The following is a 16,337-nucleotide window of genomic DNA, read 5'->3' on the forward strand; positions in this document are numbered from 1 at the left end:
TTTCTGCATCTAAGCCATTCTGTAGACCGGAAATCATGGAATTTCAAAAAGACCTCGACGCACGCGGCTTGAATTGCCCACTGCCGATTCTGAAGGCAAAAAAGGCGTTGGCGGAAATGGCGAGCGGAGAAATACTGCGTGTCATTGCAACGGACCCAGGGTCGGTGCGCGACTTCCAGGCATTCGCCCGCCAAACCGGCAACGAACTGGTCGGCCAGAGCGAAAACAACAAGGAATTCACCTTCTTCATGAAACGCAAATAGGTCTGATATGCCGCATGGCAGGCGGCATTGATTTCGCTATCCTTCCTGGCGGAACAGGCTCTCAAGCGGCATGCGCCGCCGATCATTCTGCCGAACAATCCTGGATCAGTTTTTTTGGATTTTTAGTGCAATTTAGTGCATACTCTCTACCAATTAATAGAACGGTCGTGCTAAATTTCAGCATGCTCTCTGGTTCTCTCTTATAATCACGGTTTGGTTTACGTTAACGTCAATTGTTTCTTTACAAAGGCAAAGCTATGAAAGTTTTGGTTCCAGTCAAACGCGTGGTGGACTTCAACGTCAAGGTCCGCGTGAAATCCGACGGTTCGGGCGTCGACACCGCCAATGTCAAGATGTCGATGAACCCTTTCGATGAAATCGGCGTCGAGGAAGCCACCCGCCTCAAGGAAGCCGGCAAGGCGACTGAAGTCATCGCGGTGTCCTGCGGCGTGACCCAGGCACAGGAAACCCTGCGTACCGCGATGGCCATTGGCGCCGATCGCGGCATCCTGGTCGAGACCGATGCCGAACTGCAGCCGCTGGCCGTTGCCAAGCTGCTCAAGGCCGTGGCCGACAAGGAGCAACCGCAACTGATCATCCTCGGCAAGCAAGCCATTGACGACGACTGCAACCAGACCGGCCAGATGCTTGCGGCCCTGCTGGGCTGGCCGCAAGCCACCTTTGCCTCCAAGATCGTGATCGACGGCGACAAGGCCAACGTCACGCGCGAAGTCGATGGCGGCCTGGAAAACCTGTCGCTGACGCTGCCCGCGATCATCACCACCGACCTGCGCCTGAACGAGCCGCGCTACGTCACTCTGCCGAACATCATGAAGGCCAAGAAGAAGCCGCTGGAAACCGTCAAGCCGGCCGACCTCGGCGTGGACGTGACGCCGCGTCTGAAGACCGTGAAAGTGACCGAGCCGCCCAAGCGTTCCGCCGGCATCGTCGTCAAGGACGTCGCCGAGCTGGTCAACAAGCTCAAGAACGAAGCCAAAGTCATTTAATTCAATTCAGATCAGGAACCCATCATGACAGCACTCGTCATTGCTGAACACGACAATGCTTCGTTGAAAGGAAGCACCCTCAATACCATCACCGCGGCGGCACAATGCGGCGGCGACGTCCACGTCCTGGTCGCCGGCGGCAACTGCGGCGCTGCGGCCGAAGCCGCGTCCAAGATCGCCGGCGTCGCCAAGGTGCTGGTTGCCGATGCACCGCACCTGGCCAACGGCCTGGCGGAAAACATCGCCGAGCAAGTGCTCGCGCTGGCAGGCAGCTACTCGCACATCCTCGCTCCCGCTACCGCCTACGGCAAGAACATCGCCCCGCGCGTCGCTGCCAAGCTGGATGTCGGTCAGATCTCCGAAATCACCAAGGTCGACGCGCCCGACACCTTCGAGCGCCCGATTTACGCCGGCAACGCGATCGCGACGGTGCAATCGGCCGATCCGGTCAAGGTCATTACCGTACGTACTACCGGCTTCGATGCAGCTGCCGCGGGCGGCAATGCAGCGGTCGAGCAGGTAACCCCGGTTGCCGACACCGGCAAGGTGGCTTTTCTGTCGCGCGAACTGGCCAAGTCCGACCGCCCTGAACTGACTGCCGCCAAGGTCGTCGTTTCCGGCGGACGCGGCATGGGCTCGGGCGAGAACTTCAAGATCCTGGAACCCCTGGCCGACAAGCTGGGCGCCGCCATGGGCGCATCGCGCGCCGCGGTCGACGCCGGCTTCGTGCCGAACGACTGGCAGGTCGGTCAGACCGGCAAGATCGTCGCCCCGCAGCTGTACATCGCCGTCGGTATTTCGGGCGCGATCCAGCACCTGGCCGGCATGAAGGATTCGAAGACCATCGTCGCGATCAACAAGGATGCAGAAGCGCCGATTTTCTCGGTGGCCGATTACGGCATCGTGGGCGATCTGTTCGAGATCGTGCCGCAACTGGTTTCCGAACTCGGTTAAACAAGCGCACAAGCACGCAGGGCAGGTATTCGCCCTGAAGAAAAACAAGTGTTGAAAATACCGGGCAGGACCTGCCGGGTTTGTCGCGGAGTTGACAGGAATTTTTCCGGCACTCCGTAATAATTCCCGCAGTCCTGCCTTTTTATTGGAGTCTTAGATGAGCTACGTCGCCCCGCTGAAGGACATGCTGTTCGTGTTGAACGAACTTGCAGGTCTCCCCCAAGTGAATGCACTGCCCGGCTGCGAAGATGCAAGCCCGGAAACTGTCGAAGCGGTATTGGAAGAAAACGCCAAGTTCTGCAGCGAAGTGATTGCACCGCTGAATGTCGCGGGCGACAAGGAGCCGAGCTTCTGGCACGATGGCGACAAGGTCACCACCACCAAGGGCTTCAAGGAAGCCTTCAAGTCCTTCGGCGAAGCCGGATGGCAAGGCGTGCAGCACCCGGTGGACTTCGGCGGCCAAGGCCTGCCGAAGCTGGTCGCCACTCCCTGCATCGAGATGCTCAACGCGGCAAACCTGTCCTTCGCGCTGTGCCCGCTGCTGACCGACGGCGCAATCGAAGCATTGATGACCGCTGGCACCGACGAGCAGAAAAATATCTATCTCGCAAATCTGATTTCCGGCAAATGGACCGGCACCATGAACCTGACCGAGCCGCAGGCAGGTTCCGATCTTGCCCTGGTGCGTTCGCGCGCCGTGCCGCAGGGCGACGGCACCTACAAGATTTTCGGCACCAAGATCTTCATTACCTACGGCGAGCACGACATGGCGGAAAACATCGTCCATCTCGTGCTGGCTCGTACCCCGGATGCACCTGAAGGCGTGAAGGGCATTTCGCTGTTCATCGTGCCGAAGTTCATGGTCAATGCAGACGGTTCGCTCGGTGCGCGCAATGATGTGCATTGCGTGTCGATCGAGCACAAGCTCGGCATCAAGGCCAGCCCGACTGCGGTGCTTCAATTCGGCGATAACGGCGGCGCCATCGGCACCCTGGTCGGCGAGGAAAACCGCGGCCTGGAATACATGTTCATCATGATGAATGCCGCGCGCTTTGCCGTCGGCATGCAGGGTATCGGCGTTTCCGAGCGCGCATACCAGAAGGCGGTGCAATACGCACGCGACCGTGTTCAATCGCGCGACCTGGCCGGTTCCAGCGGCCCGGTATCCATCATTCATCATCCGGACGTGCGCCGCATGCTGATGTCGATGCGCGCACATACGGAAGCCGCGCGCGCCTTGTCCTATGTGACCGCCGCCGCGCATGACGTCGCGCATCACCACGCGGACGATGCGACGCGCAAGGCCAATCAGGCCTTCTACGAGTACATGGTGCCGGTCGTCAAAGGCTGGTCCACGGAAATGTCGATCGAAGTTGCTTCCAATGGTGTGCAGGTGCACGGCGGCATGGGCTTCATCGAGGAAACCGGTGCAGCGCAGTACTACCGCGATGCGCGCATCCTGACCATCTACGAAGGCACGACCGCGATCCAGGCCAACGACCTGGTCGGCCGCAAGACCGTACGCGACGGCGGTGCGACGGCGAAGGGCATCCTCGCCCAGGTCCGCAGAACGGAAGAGGAACTGTCGACTACCAACTCCGCCGACCTGCTGGCAATCCGCAAGCAGCTCGCTGCCGGCTCCAAAGCGCTGGAAGAAGTGGTTGACTACGTCGTTACCAACATGAAGGCCGACATCAAGGGTGTGTTTGCCGGCAGCGTGTCCTACCTCAAGCTGGCGGGCGTGGTGCTGGGCGGATGGCAGATGGCGCGCGCAGCCCTGGTTGCCGAGCGCAAGCTCAAGGCAGGCGAGGGCGATGCCAGGTTTTATCAGGCAAAGATTGCGACCGCGCGCTTTTTCGCGGATCACATCCTCGCGCAAGCGTCCGGTTATCGCACGGCGATCATCGAAGGAGGCACTGGCGTACTGGCTCTCGCAGAAGAACAGTTCTAAGCTGTTCGATGCGCATCAAAAAAGGCAGCCGCAGGCTGCCTTTTTTTCATCTACAAGCGAACTCTCGGCATTTTTTTTGATCTGCCATAGTAAATCAATAACGTGCAGCGTCTCATCCGGAGGCGATCATGAAACGCATATTGGCAGTGGCGAGTTTGCTCGCCGGGTTAAGCATGCCGTGCTGGAGCAACGCAGAGGCGATCGGTGACATCACTACGGCGGATGCCATAGCGATTCATGAAGTCGTGCAGTCGCAGCTGGACGCGTTGGCCAATGACGATGCGGTCAGCGCATTCGAACTGGCAACGCCGGAAAAGCGCCTGCTGATTGGCAGCCCGGACAATTTCCTGCGCATTATCAAGGAAGAATACAACCCCATCTATCGCTACCAGCGCGCGATATTTTCCAAGCCGGAAGTCGTCGACGGCGATGCCATCCAGATAGTGCGCGTCACCGACAGTGTCGGGCATGTATGGGTTGCGATCTTCTCGATGCAGCAAGAAGACGACAGCAGCTGGAAGATCGACGGTTGTCAGTTGCTGGAAACGGCAAGCGTTTCAATCTAAATCAATCTTTGTCGAATTGGCAGGGCGCTTTCGCTCGTAGCGAACGAAAGCGCCTTGAATCGCGTTCTCTTCCTTCCTATAAATCGACATGCGGCGACATTGCCGCATGTCGTCCCGCCGAGCGCAGATTCTCGCGCTGTAACTGATCGGGAATCTGCCTCGTGACATTACTCATCAACTCACGGAGGCTAACATCATGGCCCGCAAATACATCGATTGTCGCGAATTCCCGAGCGACATGAATTGCTCTGTCGCGATTGCCGCGGATAACGATCAGGAGCTGCTGGATGCGGCGGTTCAGCACGCGGTCGCGGTTCACAAGCACCAGGATACTCCCGAGCTGCGGCAGCAGATCAAGCAGTTGTTCAAGGAGGGTACTCCGCCCATCGAGCGCCCGGTAAGCCACACACTATAGGAGCAAGGCAAAGGAGGGCAAGTCATGTCTACCTGGGAAATGAAAGGTGAATACCTGAAGAACTGTAACTGCCTTGCGACCTGCCCCTGCGATACGGAAGGATTTCCCAGTCCGCACAAGTATTGCGAAGGCATCGTCGGAATGCATGTTACCGAGGGAAATTTCGGCGACGTCCGGCTTGACGGTCTGTACTGGGCCGGCATCGTGCACTGGCCGGGAGCAATGCACGAAGGGAACGGGAGGCTGCAACCACTGATCGACGAGCGCGCAAACGAAGAACAACGCGCGGCCATGCTGGAGATATTGAGCGGCAAGAACGGCGGACCGCTGTTCGAGATCCTCGCCGCCGTTTGTCCGACTGTCTATCCACCGCAGTTCGTGCCCTTCACCTGGGAATTCGACAAGGACGGCAGGCACGCGCGGCTGACGGCTGGAAAATTGTTGAAGGCGTCTTCCGAGCCCTTGACGGTACCTGCCACCGGCGAGCAGCAACGCGTCAGGGTGGTGATGCCCGATGGCTTTGAATATCGAGAGATGGAAGTAGCGAGGTCGACCGAACTTGAAGCCAGCGGCGAAATCAGTTTCAGCTACAAGAACACGCACAGCTCGCTGGCGCAGGTCGAACATACCCCGGCAGGCCTCACGGCATGAGATTGAATGGTCATGATCGCGCGCCGCTAATTGCCGGCCTGTGCGGCGTCGCGGGCTTGTCATGGGCGTACCTGATCTATCAGGATTGGGCGATGCGCCATATGGACATCGTCGAAATGGCTATGCCGAGCCTCGAGGAGTGGAGCGTGGCCGATCTGTTCCTCGTGTTTTCGATGTGGGCGATCATGATGGTGGCGATGATGCTGCCATCGGTCACCCCTGTCGTTCTGTTGTTCGAGAAGGTGAATCGCAGATACCGGGCGCAGTATCGGTGGGCGTCGGCCATGTGGACGTTCCTGCTCGGCTATCTGGCGGTATGGACCTGCTTCAGTCTGCTGGCTACTGCGGGACAGTGGTGGTTGCACCATCTTTCATTGATCTCTCCCGGAATGGTAGTCAGCAACCGGACACTGGCCGGCACATTATTGATTCTCGCCGGAATTTACCAGTGGAGTCCGTTGAAGCACACTTGTTTGGCGCATTGCCGCTCACCACTCGATTTCCTGATGATGCGCTGGCGACCCGGAGGGTGGGGAGCGCTGCGCATGGGCTTTTCGCACGGTCTTTATTGCACTGGCTGCTGCTGGCTCTTGATGGCTTTGCTGTTTGTGGTTGGCGTGATGAACCTGGCCTGGATCGCCGTCTTGAGCGCTTTGGTACTTGCCGAAAAAATCATTCCGTGGGGAATCTGGCTGGCACGCGTTTCCGGGATTCTGCTGGTCTCATGGGGAATCTGGTTGGTGAGCGCGACATGAGCGCCATCAGCCGTAGGCACCGCCGGTAAACAGCAAATCGAAGGTGCGGGCGATGGCCGCGATCACGGCGATGGCGCCGCCGCCGAAAGTCAGCACAAGCAATATGGCAAGTGGCCAGCCCGAATCCGATTGCCGGCCCGAGTCGCGATTATGTAACGCGTCCCATTTTTCGTCGGGCGTCAAGCCGATCACGAGAGCTTCGATAAAGCCGGCAAAAACGGATAAGGGAAACAGGACAAGATGTACCCATGCCCATATATCTTTCTTCCCGTAAAGATAAAACCGGTGCACGCCGAGGCCGCCAAAAAACGAGGCGAAAAAGGCTGCGAGTGTCTTGTTTTTATGGGGTGTGCTCATTGGATTGCGCGCTTGGGCATTGTATTCTTGTTAAAATGATCGATCATCAACGGGCGATAGCGTCGCCCGGCCGAGGCGTAGTGTGCATGAGGAAGGTCTGCAAAGCAACGCTACCGCAGGTCGACTACCCTTCGCGTCCCATTACTAAACTTGCAGGAGCCGGGAAAAATAGGCTATAATTCCCGGCTTTTTCCGTCTTCGAACAATTTTTGGAAGCACATTATGGTCGTTATTCGTTTATCCCGTGCCGGCGCTACCAAGCGTCCTTTCTACAACATCGTTGCAACCGATTCGCGCAACCGTCGCGATGGCCGCTTCATCGAGCGCCTGGGCTTCTACAACCCGATCGCCGCTGGCAATGATGAAGGTTTCCGCATTGCGCAAGACCGCCTGGCACACTGGCAAGGCGTTGGCGCACAACTGTCGCCGACGGTTGCTCGCCTCGTCAAGGAAGCTGGCAAAAAAGCCGCTGCGTAATCCAGTTTGTCGATTAATGCTGCATCGGGGATGACGATCCCTGACGATCTGGTGCTGGTCGGCTATGTGGCCGGCGCCTATGGTATCAAGGGCTGGGTCAGGATCCGGCCTTATTCGAGCGACGCCGATGCGCTGCTGCATGCGAAGACGTGGTGGCTGGACAAGCCTGTCCTGCGCGACGTCGACATGATGCAGGCCAAGATTCACGGTGAAGACGTGGTCGCCCAGCTGATGGGCGTGGCGGACCGCGATGCGGCCGAAGCGCTCAAGGGTGCAGCCGTGCAGGTACGGCGAAGCCACTTCCCGCCGCTATCGGACGACGAGTTTTACTGGGTTGATCTGCTCGGACTGTCAGTCGAGAACCTGCAAGGCGAGAGTCTGGGAACGGTCGCCGACTTGATGGACAACGGTGCGCATCCGATCTTGCGTGTGCTTGAGCCGGCGGCTTCCGATGGTGACAAACCGCAGGAACATCTGATTCCGTTTGTCGACCAGTTCGTCAAGACGGTCGATCAGTCGGCAAGGAAGATAACGGTGGACTGGGGGCTGGATTATTAGCCCGGAATTGAGGGATCGGTGAAGATGCAATTTGACGTCGTCACGCTCTTTCCCGAGATGTTCAGCGCGATAACGCAGTCGGGCATCACCCGGCGCGCATTTGAGCAAAAGAAGTGTGTCTTGTCATTGTGGAATCCACGTGATTTCACAACCGACAACTACCGGACCATTGACGACCGGCCTTACGGTGGCGGACCTGGAATGGTAATGCTGGCGAAACCTCTGGAAGCCGCCATCACGTCGGCGAAAGACCGTCAGCTGCAACAAGGCTTGCCGAAACCTCGGGTAGTGTATCTGTCGCCGCAAGGCAAGCCGCTCACGCATGACCGGGTGATGAGGTTCACAACCGAATCAGGCCTGATCTTGTTGTGCGGACGGTATGAAGCAGTGGATCAGCGTCTGCTGGACCGCTGCGTCGACGAGGAAATCAGTCTCGGCGATTTCGTCCTCTCAGGTGGCGAGTTGCCGGCAATGGCGCTGATGGATGCCGTTATCCGGCAATTGCCGGGTGTGCTGAATGATGATGTGTCGGCAGTCGAGGACAGTTTCGTCAATGGCTTGCTCGATTGCCCGCATTACACGCGGCCGGAAGTGTACGAAGGCGTATCGGTTCCGCCGGTATTGATGGGCGGGCACCATGCGGAGATTGAAAAATGGCGGCGTGAACAGGCGCTGCTGGCGACCGCGAGAAAGCGGCCGGATTTGATCGTAACGGCGCGCGAAGCAGGATTGCTGACGCGAGCCGATGAAAAGTTTTTGAGCAGTTTGTAGTTGCTGTATCGCGCGGGGTCATTCCCGTATTTGTAAAACCCCATCCTCTACCGGGCAACGACGTCGAAAGCGCCGGCATGATGGTCCAAGGAGCTGAAAAATGGACTTGATCCAGAAACTCGAGCAAGAAGAAATCGCCCGCCTGGGCAAAAACATCCCTGACTTCGCACCGGGTGATACCGTCGTCGTCAACGTCAACGTGGTTGAAGGCACCCGCAAGCGTGCACAGGCATACGAAGGCGTCGTGATTGCACGCCGCAATCGCGGTCTGAACTCCAACTTCATCGTCCGCAAGATTTCTTCCGGCGAAGGCGTGGAACGTACGTTCCAGCTGTACTCGCCGCTGATCGCTTCGATCGAAGTCAAGCGCCGCGGTGACGTGCGTCGTGCGAAGCTGTACTACCTGCGTGAACGTTCGGGCAAGTCGGCACGTATCAAGGAAAAGCTGCCGAACCGTCGTACTGCTGCTGCGCAAGCCGCAGAGTAATCGACGCGTACTGCAGGAAAAAGGCACCCGCGGGTGCCTTTTTTCATTTTCGGCCGGCCTTGAACATACGGTATTCACGTTAGAATCGATAAACACTCCACTGCATGTTCCAGGAAACAATACATTGTCCAAACTGATTTTCGATCCAGAAGCGCTTTCTGTCGATTCGATCGCCGGCGAACCGGCGGTCGCGCCTGAGCGGCTGACCGAGGCATGGCTGCGCGAACGATTCGCCAGCCCGCCGTCATGGCATCCTGAAAACTTTGAAGAGCCTTTGATCCGCAAAGGTCTCGGCGAACCAATACCGGCTTCGGTGCTCATGCCGCTGGTCGCACGCGACGAAGGCTTCACCATGCTGCTCACGCAGCGCACCGCGCATCTCAACGATCATGCAGGCCAGATCAGCCTGCCGGGCGGCCGGGTGGATGGGGTCGATACGACGACCATCGACACCGCGTTGCGCGAAACCGAAGAGGAAGTCGGCCTGCATCGGCGTCATATCGAAGTGCTTGGTACCCTGCCGGATTACATTACGGCCACCGGCTTTCGCGTTACGCCGGTGGTATCGCTGGTACGGCCCCCTTTTGATTTGCGCGCCGATCCGTTTGAAGTGGCGGAGATTTTCGAAGTCCCGCTGTCTTTTCTGATGGATGGCATGAACCATCAGCGGCGCATGATTGATCTGCCAAACGGGCTTGGCCGGCGTGTCTTTTATGCCATGCCATACCAGCGCTTTTTCATTTGGGGCGCCACCGCCGGCATGCTGAGGAATTTGTTCCATTTTTTGCGGGCGTAGGCATTTGTCCTCCGTTCAGACACCTGCATGGCGCCGTCTCGACGACTGCACTGCGGCGGTCCCGTTTGATTACCTTGTTGCGCTGCGTTATCGTATCGGTTGTGTGACTATCAAGGCAGGCTGATGACCTTCTTCTCCATTCTCTTGGCGCTGTTATTCGAGCAACTCAAGCCGCTGCGCGCGGATAATCCGATGTACGCCGCATGCAAGCAATTGGCGGCGCGCATGGAGGCGACCTTCAATGCTGGCGAGGAGAGGCATGGACGCACGGCCTGGATCGTGACGATGCTGATCCTGATGGTGCCGACCTTGCTGGTGTACTGGTTGTGCACAAGGATCAGCCCGCTTCTCGCGCTTGCATGGAATGTGCTGATTGCCTATCTCACGCTTGGCTTTCGCCATTACAGCCATTACTTCACCTCGATTCAGCTGGCGCTCAATAGCGGCGACGAGACGACGGCGCGCACACTGCTTGCCGAGTGGACCAGACAGAACACGGTCGGCATGAGTGTGAGCGAAATTTCGCGCATTGCAGTCGAGAACGCGTTGATCACCAGCCATCGCAACGTATTCGGCGTGTTTTTCTGGTTCATCATGCCGCTTGGTCCGGCGGGGGCAATCATGTATCGCGTGGCCGAGTACCTGGCGCGCGCCTGGAACGAACCGGAACACCTGAGGAATGAGCCGTTCGGCCGTTTTGCGACGAAGGCGTTTTACTGGATCGACTGGATTCCGGTGCGTCTGACAGCCATTGCGTTTGCCATTGTCGGCAATTTCGAAGACGCGGTGTATGCGTGGCGCAATTTTGCCGATCGCTGGCAGGACGAGGCCATCGGTATCATTCTGTCCGCTGGCGGTGGGGCGATGGGCCTGCGCCTGGGAACGGCGAATGAAGCCGCGGCCGATATTCCCGTCGCCGATGCCGCCACGGTCGATTCCGCCAGTGCCGAGCCGGAGGCCCTGCCGGGCGAGGAGGCAACCGTGCGCGCCCTGCAAAGCACGGTCGGACTGGTGTGGCGGGCGTTGTTGCTGTGGATGTTGCTCCTGCTCTTGCTGTCTTTCGCCGTGTGGCTGGGCTGATTCCCATCAGCGGTCCCAAAGTGCTGCTCCCTCTCATCATCGGCAGTGCATTATCCTGGTCGGCACCGGTCTAATGGACGGCTCCTTTTCATGGGGCGGGAGCTCGACGGAAAAGGGTTTCGAACGACAAAGTCACGACCGAACGACCGACGCTTGCGTACCTGTTGCGCCATCCCATAATATGGAATCTTGTTTCGCAACAAGTCTTCTATAAGATATAATATGCAAGAATTCTGAAAGCTTTGCGCCGCATAATGGCGCATGGCAAGGAGCCGGTTGCCGCACCAGACGCAACCGACGCCGGAACAATAGCAACCGCTATAAAGGCAAGCCACGTACATGGCAGATTCGACCAAACCCAAGATTGTTGCCCGCGAGTTTTTCATTCAAGGGGTTACCAGCGATGGCAGGCAGTTTCGCCCGAGTGACTGGGCTGAACGCTTGTGCGGTGTGATGTCCTGTTTCCGCCCGGAGGGAAGTGGTGGACCGGGTGCCCATCTGCGCTACTCGCCTTATGTCCGACCGACCGTGCTTGGCGGCGTGAAATCCGTGGTCGTCAACGAAGCCTTGCGCGCAATCGAGCCGCTGGCGTTTCACTTCGTCGTCGATTTCGCGAAAGACAACGACCTGCAAATCGTGGACGCATGCTTGTTGCCCGAAACGAATGAAAAGCTGGCCTGACCGGCGCCTCCTCGTCTCCTCTCTTTCTGTTTTTTCTTCCGTATCCCCATCAGATCTCCCTTCGTCAGGCCGAGCCAGGAACGCGTTCAGATGGCGCGCTTTCCCGTGATCGTGGCGCTACGGTCTTGCCATAATTTGTAGGTCATGGCGGCTGTGACGCCGAACACCGCGTGTGCCGCAGCCGTGATCCAGTCGCGACTGGCCTCAAACCAGGGGAACAAGGCGGTAAATCCATACATGTTGATCGCGAAGAGCAACAAGCCGAACAGGCCGCCCGCAAGCGCGGACCTCCATCGGCTCAGATTGTCAATAAATGGCGCCAACAGCAACCCGTACACGAGCGAGAGCGCGAGGTGCACCAGGCTTGCCACCAGCATGATTCTCAAGTCAAAAGTGGTCGGCGGCGGAAGGACGGTCGGGCCCAGTACGATTGCCGCCGCGAGCCGTGTATCGCGCAGCAGCAAGTCGACCGGCGGATAAGAGGCCAGCCACCACAAGCCGACTTGCACGATTGTCGCAATGCCACCCGCGACAATGCCGGCCGCGCCGGCGGCCCCCCAGTTGATCTTCGGCGAGAGCGTTCTTTTCATGACGGGAGGCAATTCATGATACGTGGCGTCGATCAGGTGTGCGCCCAGCTTGCGGGCCAGCGCTTCGGCGCCTTGCTGCATGAGTGCGTGGTGGTTGTTTGCAAACACGCTGCGCACGGCCGGTGCGGCCAGGTTCATCCACAACCTGGTGGTGTGCACATGCCATTCGTAATGCACGGTAGTGACGTCCTCATGATGAGAGAAGGTCCAGCGGCCGATGCCTTCCAGATCGCCGCTCACGCTGGCTTCGAGCACGTTTAACGGCACGATCCGGGTTGCGCAGGCATCGAAGCGCAGCCGGTACGGCAGTTTCCCTTTCCAGATATAGCGCCGCACGCTGCCGATCCCATTGGCGTCGCCTTCGGCGCAGTGCTCGACAGCATCGGCGCCCGGCCACCAGGCGGGCCACTGGAGCGAGTCGAAAATGGTATCGAAGACATGCTGCAAGGGCGCCGCAATGTGCCAGACGGCGACTAAGCGGTACTCGGCCATGGAAGATGGTCAGTTGACAAGGAAAGTCTATCGTAATGCCGGCTTCAGCCTGAGGATTGATGTATTTCGCCCGCGGAGCTGAAAGCGATTTGGAGAAGGGCAACCGCCGTCCGGAATTGCTTCAATTACGACATTTCTTTCCCATAAGAAATAAGTTACCCTATTGCAGGGAGAAGCACGCCCAGGCGACTATTTTCCCTGTCGAGTTTCCAAAACCAACCGGAGCCGGGATGTTTCGCAGCCGTCTGCCATTCAATCTGTCGATCGCCACCATGCTGGCGACAGTGATTGGCCTGACCTGCACCTCGGTACTGTTTCTCGGCCTGCGCCGGCTGGAACATGACAAGATTGAGCTCGATTTCCAGCAGCAAGCCAACGCGCGCATCCTGAGCGTGCAACAGCAACTGGATGAGACGGTTCAGGTGCTGCAGGTGATCAATCAGCTGTTCGCAACCTTCGGGCAGATCGGCCGCGAGCAGTTCCGCGAGTATACGCAACCGCTGCTCGCTCGTTACCCCTATGTTCAGGCTTTCAACTTTCATCGTTTTATCGCCGGCGGCGAGCGCGCGGCCTATGAAGCCGGCATGCGGGCGCAATTTCCCGGATTCGTGATGACCCAGCTGCGGGGCGGCAAACCGGTCCCGGCACAGCCGCGCGATCGCTATCTGGTGGTTGATTACATCGAACCCATGCGCGGCAATGAAGCGGCCTTCGGCATGGATGTCTCGCCCAACAAGCAGTTGCTCGACGCCGTGCAATATGCGATCGATTCGGGCAAGCCGGCATCCACCGGACTCCTGCAACTGGCGCAAGGGGAGGGGCTGCGGCGCGGCTTCCTGGTGGTGATGCCGGTCTACAAGCATGGTGCGCCGCTAAACAGTGTCGAGGCACGGCGCCGCGCAGCTGTCGGCGATACTGCCGCGGTGTTCGATGCTTCCGGCGTCATCGAAAGGCTGTTGAATGAAGATGGCCTGCTGAATACGCGTACGCTCGACATCAGCGTGTATGCCGGTGGCGCGCTCGACGAACGACTGCTGGTTTATCGTCAGGGGGCGGCGGCATCGATCGATACGACGACTCCATGGGTGCCGCGCTGGGTCGTGATGGACCAGCCTGATAGCATCGTGCGCAATTTTGAGGTCGCCGGCCGCGTCTGGAGCATCAGCGTAGCGGCACGTCCGACGCTGTTCTCCGCACGGCACAACGGTTCCTTGTACGGACTGGTGGCTGGCGTGCTGGTCAGCCTGTTGCTCGCCGCCTATGTACAAGCGCTTGTCGTGCGTTCGCGGCGGGTCCACAAACTGGTGGAGCAGCGCACCGGGGAGCTGCGGCTGGCCAACGAATTGCTGGTGGATGACATTGCCGCGCGACGCCGCGCGGAAGAGGGGCTGCGATTGCGGCAGCGCGCGATCGATGCCAGCGCCAATGCCATCATCATCACCAGTGCCGTGCCGCCCGAGTATCCGATCGAATACATCAATCCGGCATTCGAGCGCATTACCGGCTATTCCGCGGCGGATGTCGTCGGACGCGGTTCCGCCGTGCTCTGGGCATATGACCGCGATCAGCCGGAAATCGAGGAACTCCGTGCCGCCGCGCGCGAAAAACGCGAAGTGCATGCCATCCTGCGCAATTACACCAAGGATGGCGAGATGTTCTGGAGCGACGTCTATCTCGCTCCGGTGCGCGACGAAGCGGGAGAGGTGACGCATTTTGTGGTGGCTTTGTACGACATTACCGCGACCAGACGCTATCAGGCAGAGCTGGAATTCCAGGCCAACTGCGACACCCTGACCGGCCTGGCCAATCGCAATCTTCTGCATGACCGCCTGCATCTTGCGACCGCCTATGCGGAACGCTACGGTAATCCGGCATGGGTGCTGTTCATCAATCTCGATCGCTTCAAATTCGTCAATGACACCCTTGGCCACCGCGCCGGCGATGTGGTGCTGAAATGTGTCGCCAAGCGCTTGCAGGAAGTGGTGCGCGATACCGACACCATTGCGCGCTTGTCGGCGGATGAATTCGTGCTGGTGCTGCCGGAGCGCGCCGACGACAACCTCTCGCCGGCCGTGGTACAGCGCATCATGGATGCGATTGCGCCGCCGATCGTGATCGAGGGATATGAATTCGTAATGGGTTGCAGTGTCGGCATCGCGGTTTGCCCGAACGACGGCATCGATCCCGACGTATTGATCAAGCACGCCGGCATTGCGATGTATCGCGCCAAGGAAATCGGGCGCAACAACTTCCAGTTCTATACCGCCGCCATGAACGAGCGGGCTATGGAGCGCTTGCGCATCGAGGGCGATCTGCGCAATGCGCTGGAACGTGATGAATTCGAACTGCACTACCAGCCGCAAGTAGATCTGGCCACGGGGCGTGTGCTCGGCATGGAAGCGCTGATCCGCTGGCAGCATCCGTCGATGGGCATGGTGCCGCCGGTGCGATTCATCCAGCTGGCGGAAGAGATGGGCTTGATCCTGCCCATCGGCACCTGGGTGCTGCGAACCGCGTGTCGTCAGAGCGTCGAATGGCAGCGTGCGGGGCACGGGCAGGTGCGGGTGGCGGTCAATCTGTCGGCACGCCAGTTCTATCAGCAGGATCTGGTGGCGACAATCAGCGAGATCCTGGAGGAGACGGGCATCGCGCCGCAACTGCTGGAGCTGGAGCTGACCGAGAGCATGATGATGAGCGACGTCGAGCATGCGGTCGGCATCCTGCGCAAGCTGAAGGCGCTTGGCCTGCATCTGTCGATCGATGATTTCGGTACCGGCTACTCCAGCCTGTCCTATCTCAAGCGCTTCCCGATCGACCTGCTGAAAATCGACCAGTCCTTCGTGCGCGATATCACGGTCGATCCGGACGACGCAGCGATCGTCTTGTCCATCATTTCGCTGGCGCACAGCCTGCGCCTGAAGGTGGTTGCGGAGGGCGTCGAGACCGAAGCGCAGCTCGCCTACCTGCAGCGGCATGGCTGCGATTTCGTGCAGGGTTTCTTCTTCAGCCATCCCTTGCCTGCACAGGAATGCGCACCGCTTATTCAACGTGATCTGCTCGTGTTCCGCACGGCGGCAAGCGGCGCGCCGCGTGTGCAAACCAGGACGCTTCTGATCATCGATCGCGACCCGGACGTGGTCCGTACATTGCGTCGCGTGCTGCTGCAGGACGGATACCAGATTCTGCATGCGTTCACGGCAGACGAGGCATTCGAGTTGATGGCGCGGCATGAAGTGCATGTGACCCTGTGCGAGCAGGGCATGCCGGCCGAGGACGGTTCGGACCTGCTGTACGCGGTGAAGGAGCGACATCCGCATGCGATTCGCATCCTGCTGGCTAGCGACGAAGAGGAAGAAGCCGCGATCGATGCCATCAAACGCGGCGAAATCTTCCGATTCTTTACCCGGCCATGGAATGACAAGACCCTGCGCGACATCATTCGCGATGCGTTTCATCACCACAGCTTGTTGCGTGATGCGCGAGCCG

Annotated in this window: 18 protein-coding genes; 16 read left to right on the forward strand and 2 right to left on the reverse strand. The window is 58.9% G+C overall.

What is annotated here, in order from left to right:
* The first annotated feature begins 35 nt into the window (after positions 1 to 35).
* From VJ651_RS14110 to VJ651_RS14145, 8 genes are all read left to right on the forward strand, one after another.
* On the forward strand, positions 36 to 263 hold the full coding sequence (locus tag VJ651_RS14110; protein WP_324108063.1) for a sulfurtransferase TusA family protein: 228 nt from the start codon (positions 36 to 38) through the stop codon (positions 261 to 263).
* Between the two features lie 257 nt (positions 264 to 520).
* A complete protein-coding gene (locus tag VJ651_RS14115) occupies positions 521 to 1,270 on the forward strand; it encodes an electron transfer flavoprotein subunit beta/FixA family protein (protein WP_324108064.1) in 750 nt (249 codons plus the stop codon).
* A gap of 24 nt (positions 1,271 to 1,294) precedes the next feature.
* On the forward strand, positions 1,295 to 2,224 hold the full coding sequence (locus VJ651_RS14120) for an electron transfer flavoprotein subunit alpha/FixB family protein (RefSeq protein WP_324108065.1): 930 nt from the start codon (positions 1,295 to 1,297) through the stop codon (positions 2,222 to 2,224).
* A gap of 157 nt (positions 2,225 to 2,381) precedes the next feature.
* Positions 2,382 to 4,175: an acyl-CoA dehydrogenase gene (locus VJ651_RS14125; RefSeq protein ID WP_324108066.1), complete on the forward strand. Its 1,794-nt coding sequence runs from the start codon at positions 2,382 to 2,384 to the stop codon at positions 4,173 to 4,175.
* A 128-nt stretch (positions 4,176 to 4,303) separates the two neighbouring features.
* Positions 4,304 to 4,741, forward strand: coding sequence for a DUF4864 domain-containing protein (locus VJ651_RS14130; protein WP_324108067.1), 438 nt, complete (start codon positions 4,304 to 4,306; stop codon positions 4,739 to 4,741).
* Positions 4,742 to 4,937: 196 nt separating this feature from the next.
* Positions 4,938 to 5,156: a DUF1059 domain-containing protein gene (locus VJ651_RS14135; protein WP_324108068.1), complete on the forward strand. Its 219-nt coding sequence runs from the start codon at positions 4,938 to 4,940 to the stop codon at positions 5,154 to 5,156.
* Between the two features lie 24 nt (positions 5,157 to 5,180).
* Positions 5,181 to 5,807: a DUF1326 domain-containing protein gene (locus tag VJ651_RS14140; RefSeq protein ID WP_324108069.1), complete on the forward strand. Its 627-nt coding sequence runs from the start codon at positions 5,181 to 5,183 to the stop codon at positions 5,805 to 5,807.
* Positions 5,804 to 6,562, forward strand: a complete 759-nt coding sequence (locus VJ651_RS14145; protein ID WP_324108070.1) for a DUF2182 domain-containing protein — start codon at positions 5,804 to 5,806, stop codon at positions 6,560 to 6,562. Before VJ651_RS14140 ends, VJ651_RS14145 begins: the two co-directional genes overlap by 4 nt.
* 6 nt (positions 6,563 to 6,568) lie before the next feature.
* Here the strand turns inward: VJ651_RS14145 and VJ651_RS14150 are convergent, their stop codons facing one another.
* Entirely contained in the window at positions 6,569 to 6,919 is a 351-nt protein-coding gene (locus tag VJ651_RS14150; protein ID WP_324108071.1) for a TM2 domain-containing protein, read from the reverse strand.
* Positions 6,920 to 7,141: 222 nt separating this feature from the next.
* On the opposite strand from VJ651_RS14150, the gene rpsP reads away from it, so the two are divergent.
* The 7 genes from rpsP to VJ651_RS14185 all read left to right on the forward strand — a co-directional run bounded on the left by rpsP (position 7,142) and on the right by VJ651_RS14185 (position 11,769).
* Positions 7,142 to 7,396, forward strand: a complete 255-nt coding sequence (rpsP, locus tag VJ651_RS14155; protein WP_136418564.1) for a 30S ribosomal protein S16 — start codon at positions 7,142 to 7,144, stop codon at positions 7,394 to 7,396.
* 30 nt (positions 7,397 to 7,426) lie between these two features.
* Positions 7,427 to 7,954, forward strand: a complete 528-nt coding sequence (rimM, locus tag VJ651_RS14160; protein ID WP_324108072.1) for a ribosome maturation factor RimM — start codon at positions 7,427 to 7,429, stop codon at positions 7,952 to 7,954.
* Between the two features lie 24 nt (positions 7,955 to 7,978).
* Positions 7,979 to 8,725: a tRNA (guanosine(37)-N1)-methyltransferase TrmD gene (gene trmD / locus VJ651_RS14165; RefSeq protein ID WP_324108077.1), complete on the forward strand. Its 747-nt coding sequence runs from the start codon at positions 7,979 to 7,981 to the stop codon at positions 8,723 to 8,725.
* Between the two features lie 100 nt (positions 8,726 to 8,825).
* Positions 8,826 to 9,212: a 50S ribosomal protein L19 gene (gene rplS / locus VJ651_RS14170; RefSeq protein WP_136418562.1), complete on the forward strand. Its 387-nt coding sequence runs from the start codon at positions 8,826 to 8,828 to the stop codon at positions 9,210 to 9,212.
* Positions 9,213 to 9,336: 124 nt separating this feature from the next.
* On the forward strand, positions 9,337 to 10,008 hold the full coding sequence (locus VJ651_RS14175; RefSeq protein WP_324108078.1) for a CoA pyrophosphatase: 672 nt from the start codon (positions 9,337 to 9,339) through the stop codon (positions 10,006 to 10,008).
* Between the two features lie 123 nt (positions 10,009 to 10,131).
* Positions 10,132 to 11,088 carry a CobD/CbiB family protein gene (locus VJ651_RS14180; RefSeq protein WP_324108073.1) on the forward strand — a complete coding sequence of 319 codons (957 nt, stop codon included), beginning with the start codon at positions 10,132 to 10,134 and terminating at the stop codon, positions 11,086 to 11,088.
* A gap of 339 nt (positions 11,089 to 11,427) precedes the next feature.
* Positions 11,428 to 11,769 (forward strand): DUF3579 domain-containing protein, encoded by a 342-nt coding sequence (locus VJ651_RS14185; protein ID WP_324108074.1) that lies wholly within the window; start codon positions 11,428 to 11,430, stop codon positions 11,767 to 11,769.
* An 86-nt stretch (positions 11,770 to 11,855) separates the two neighbouring features.
* Here the strand turns inward: VJ651_RS14185 and VJ651_RS14190 are convergent, their stop codons facing one another.
* On the reverse strand, positions 11,856 to 12,851 hold the full coding sequence (locus VJ651_RS14190; protein ID WP_324108075.1) for an SRPBCC family protein: 996 nt from the start codon (positions 12,849 to 12,851) through the stop codon (positions 11,856 to 11,858).
* A gap of 230 nt (positions 12,852 to 13,081) precedes the next feature.
* Here VJ651_RS14190 and VJ651_RS14195 point away from each other — a divergent pair.
* On the forward strand, positions 13,082 to 16,337 hold a 3,256-nt coding region (locus VJ651_RS14195; protein WP_324108076.1), incomplete at its 3' end, for an EAL domain-containing protein.

This window comes from Noviherbaspirillum sp. (genome assembly GCF_035254865.1).
Classification (GTDB): domain Bacteria; phylum Pseudomonadota; class Gammaproteobacteria; order Burkholderiales; family Burkholderiaceae_D; genus Noviherbaspirillum.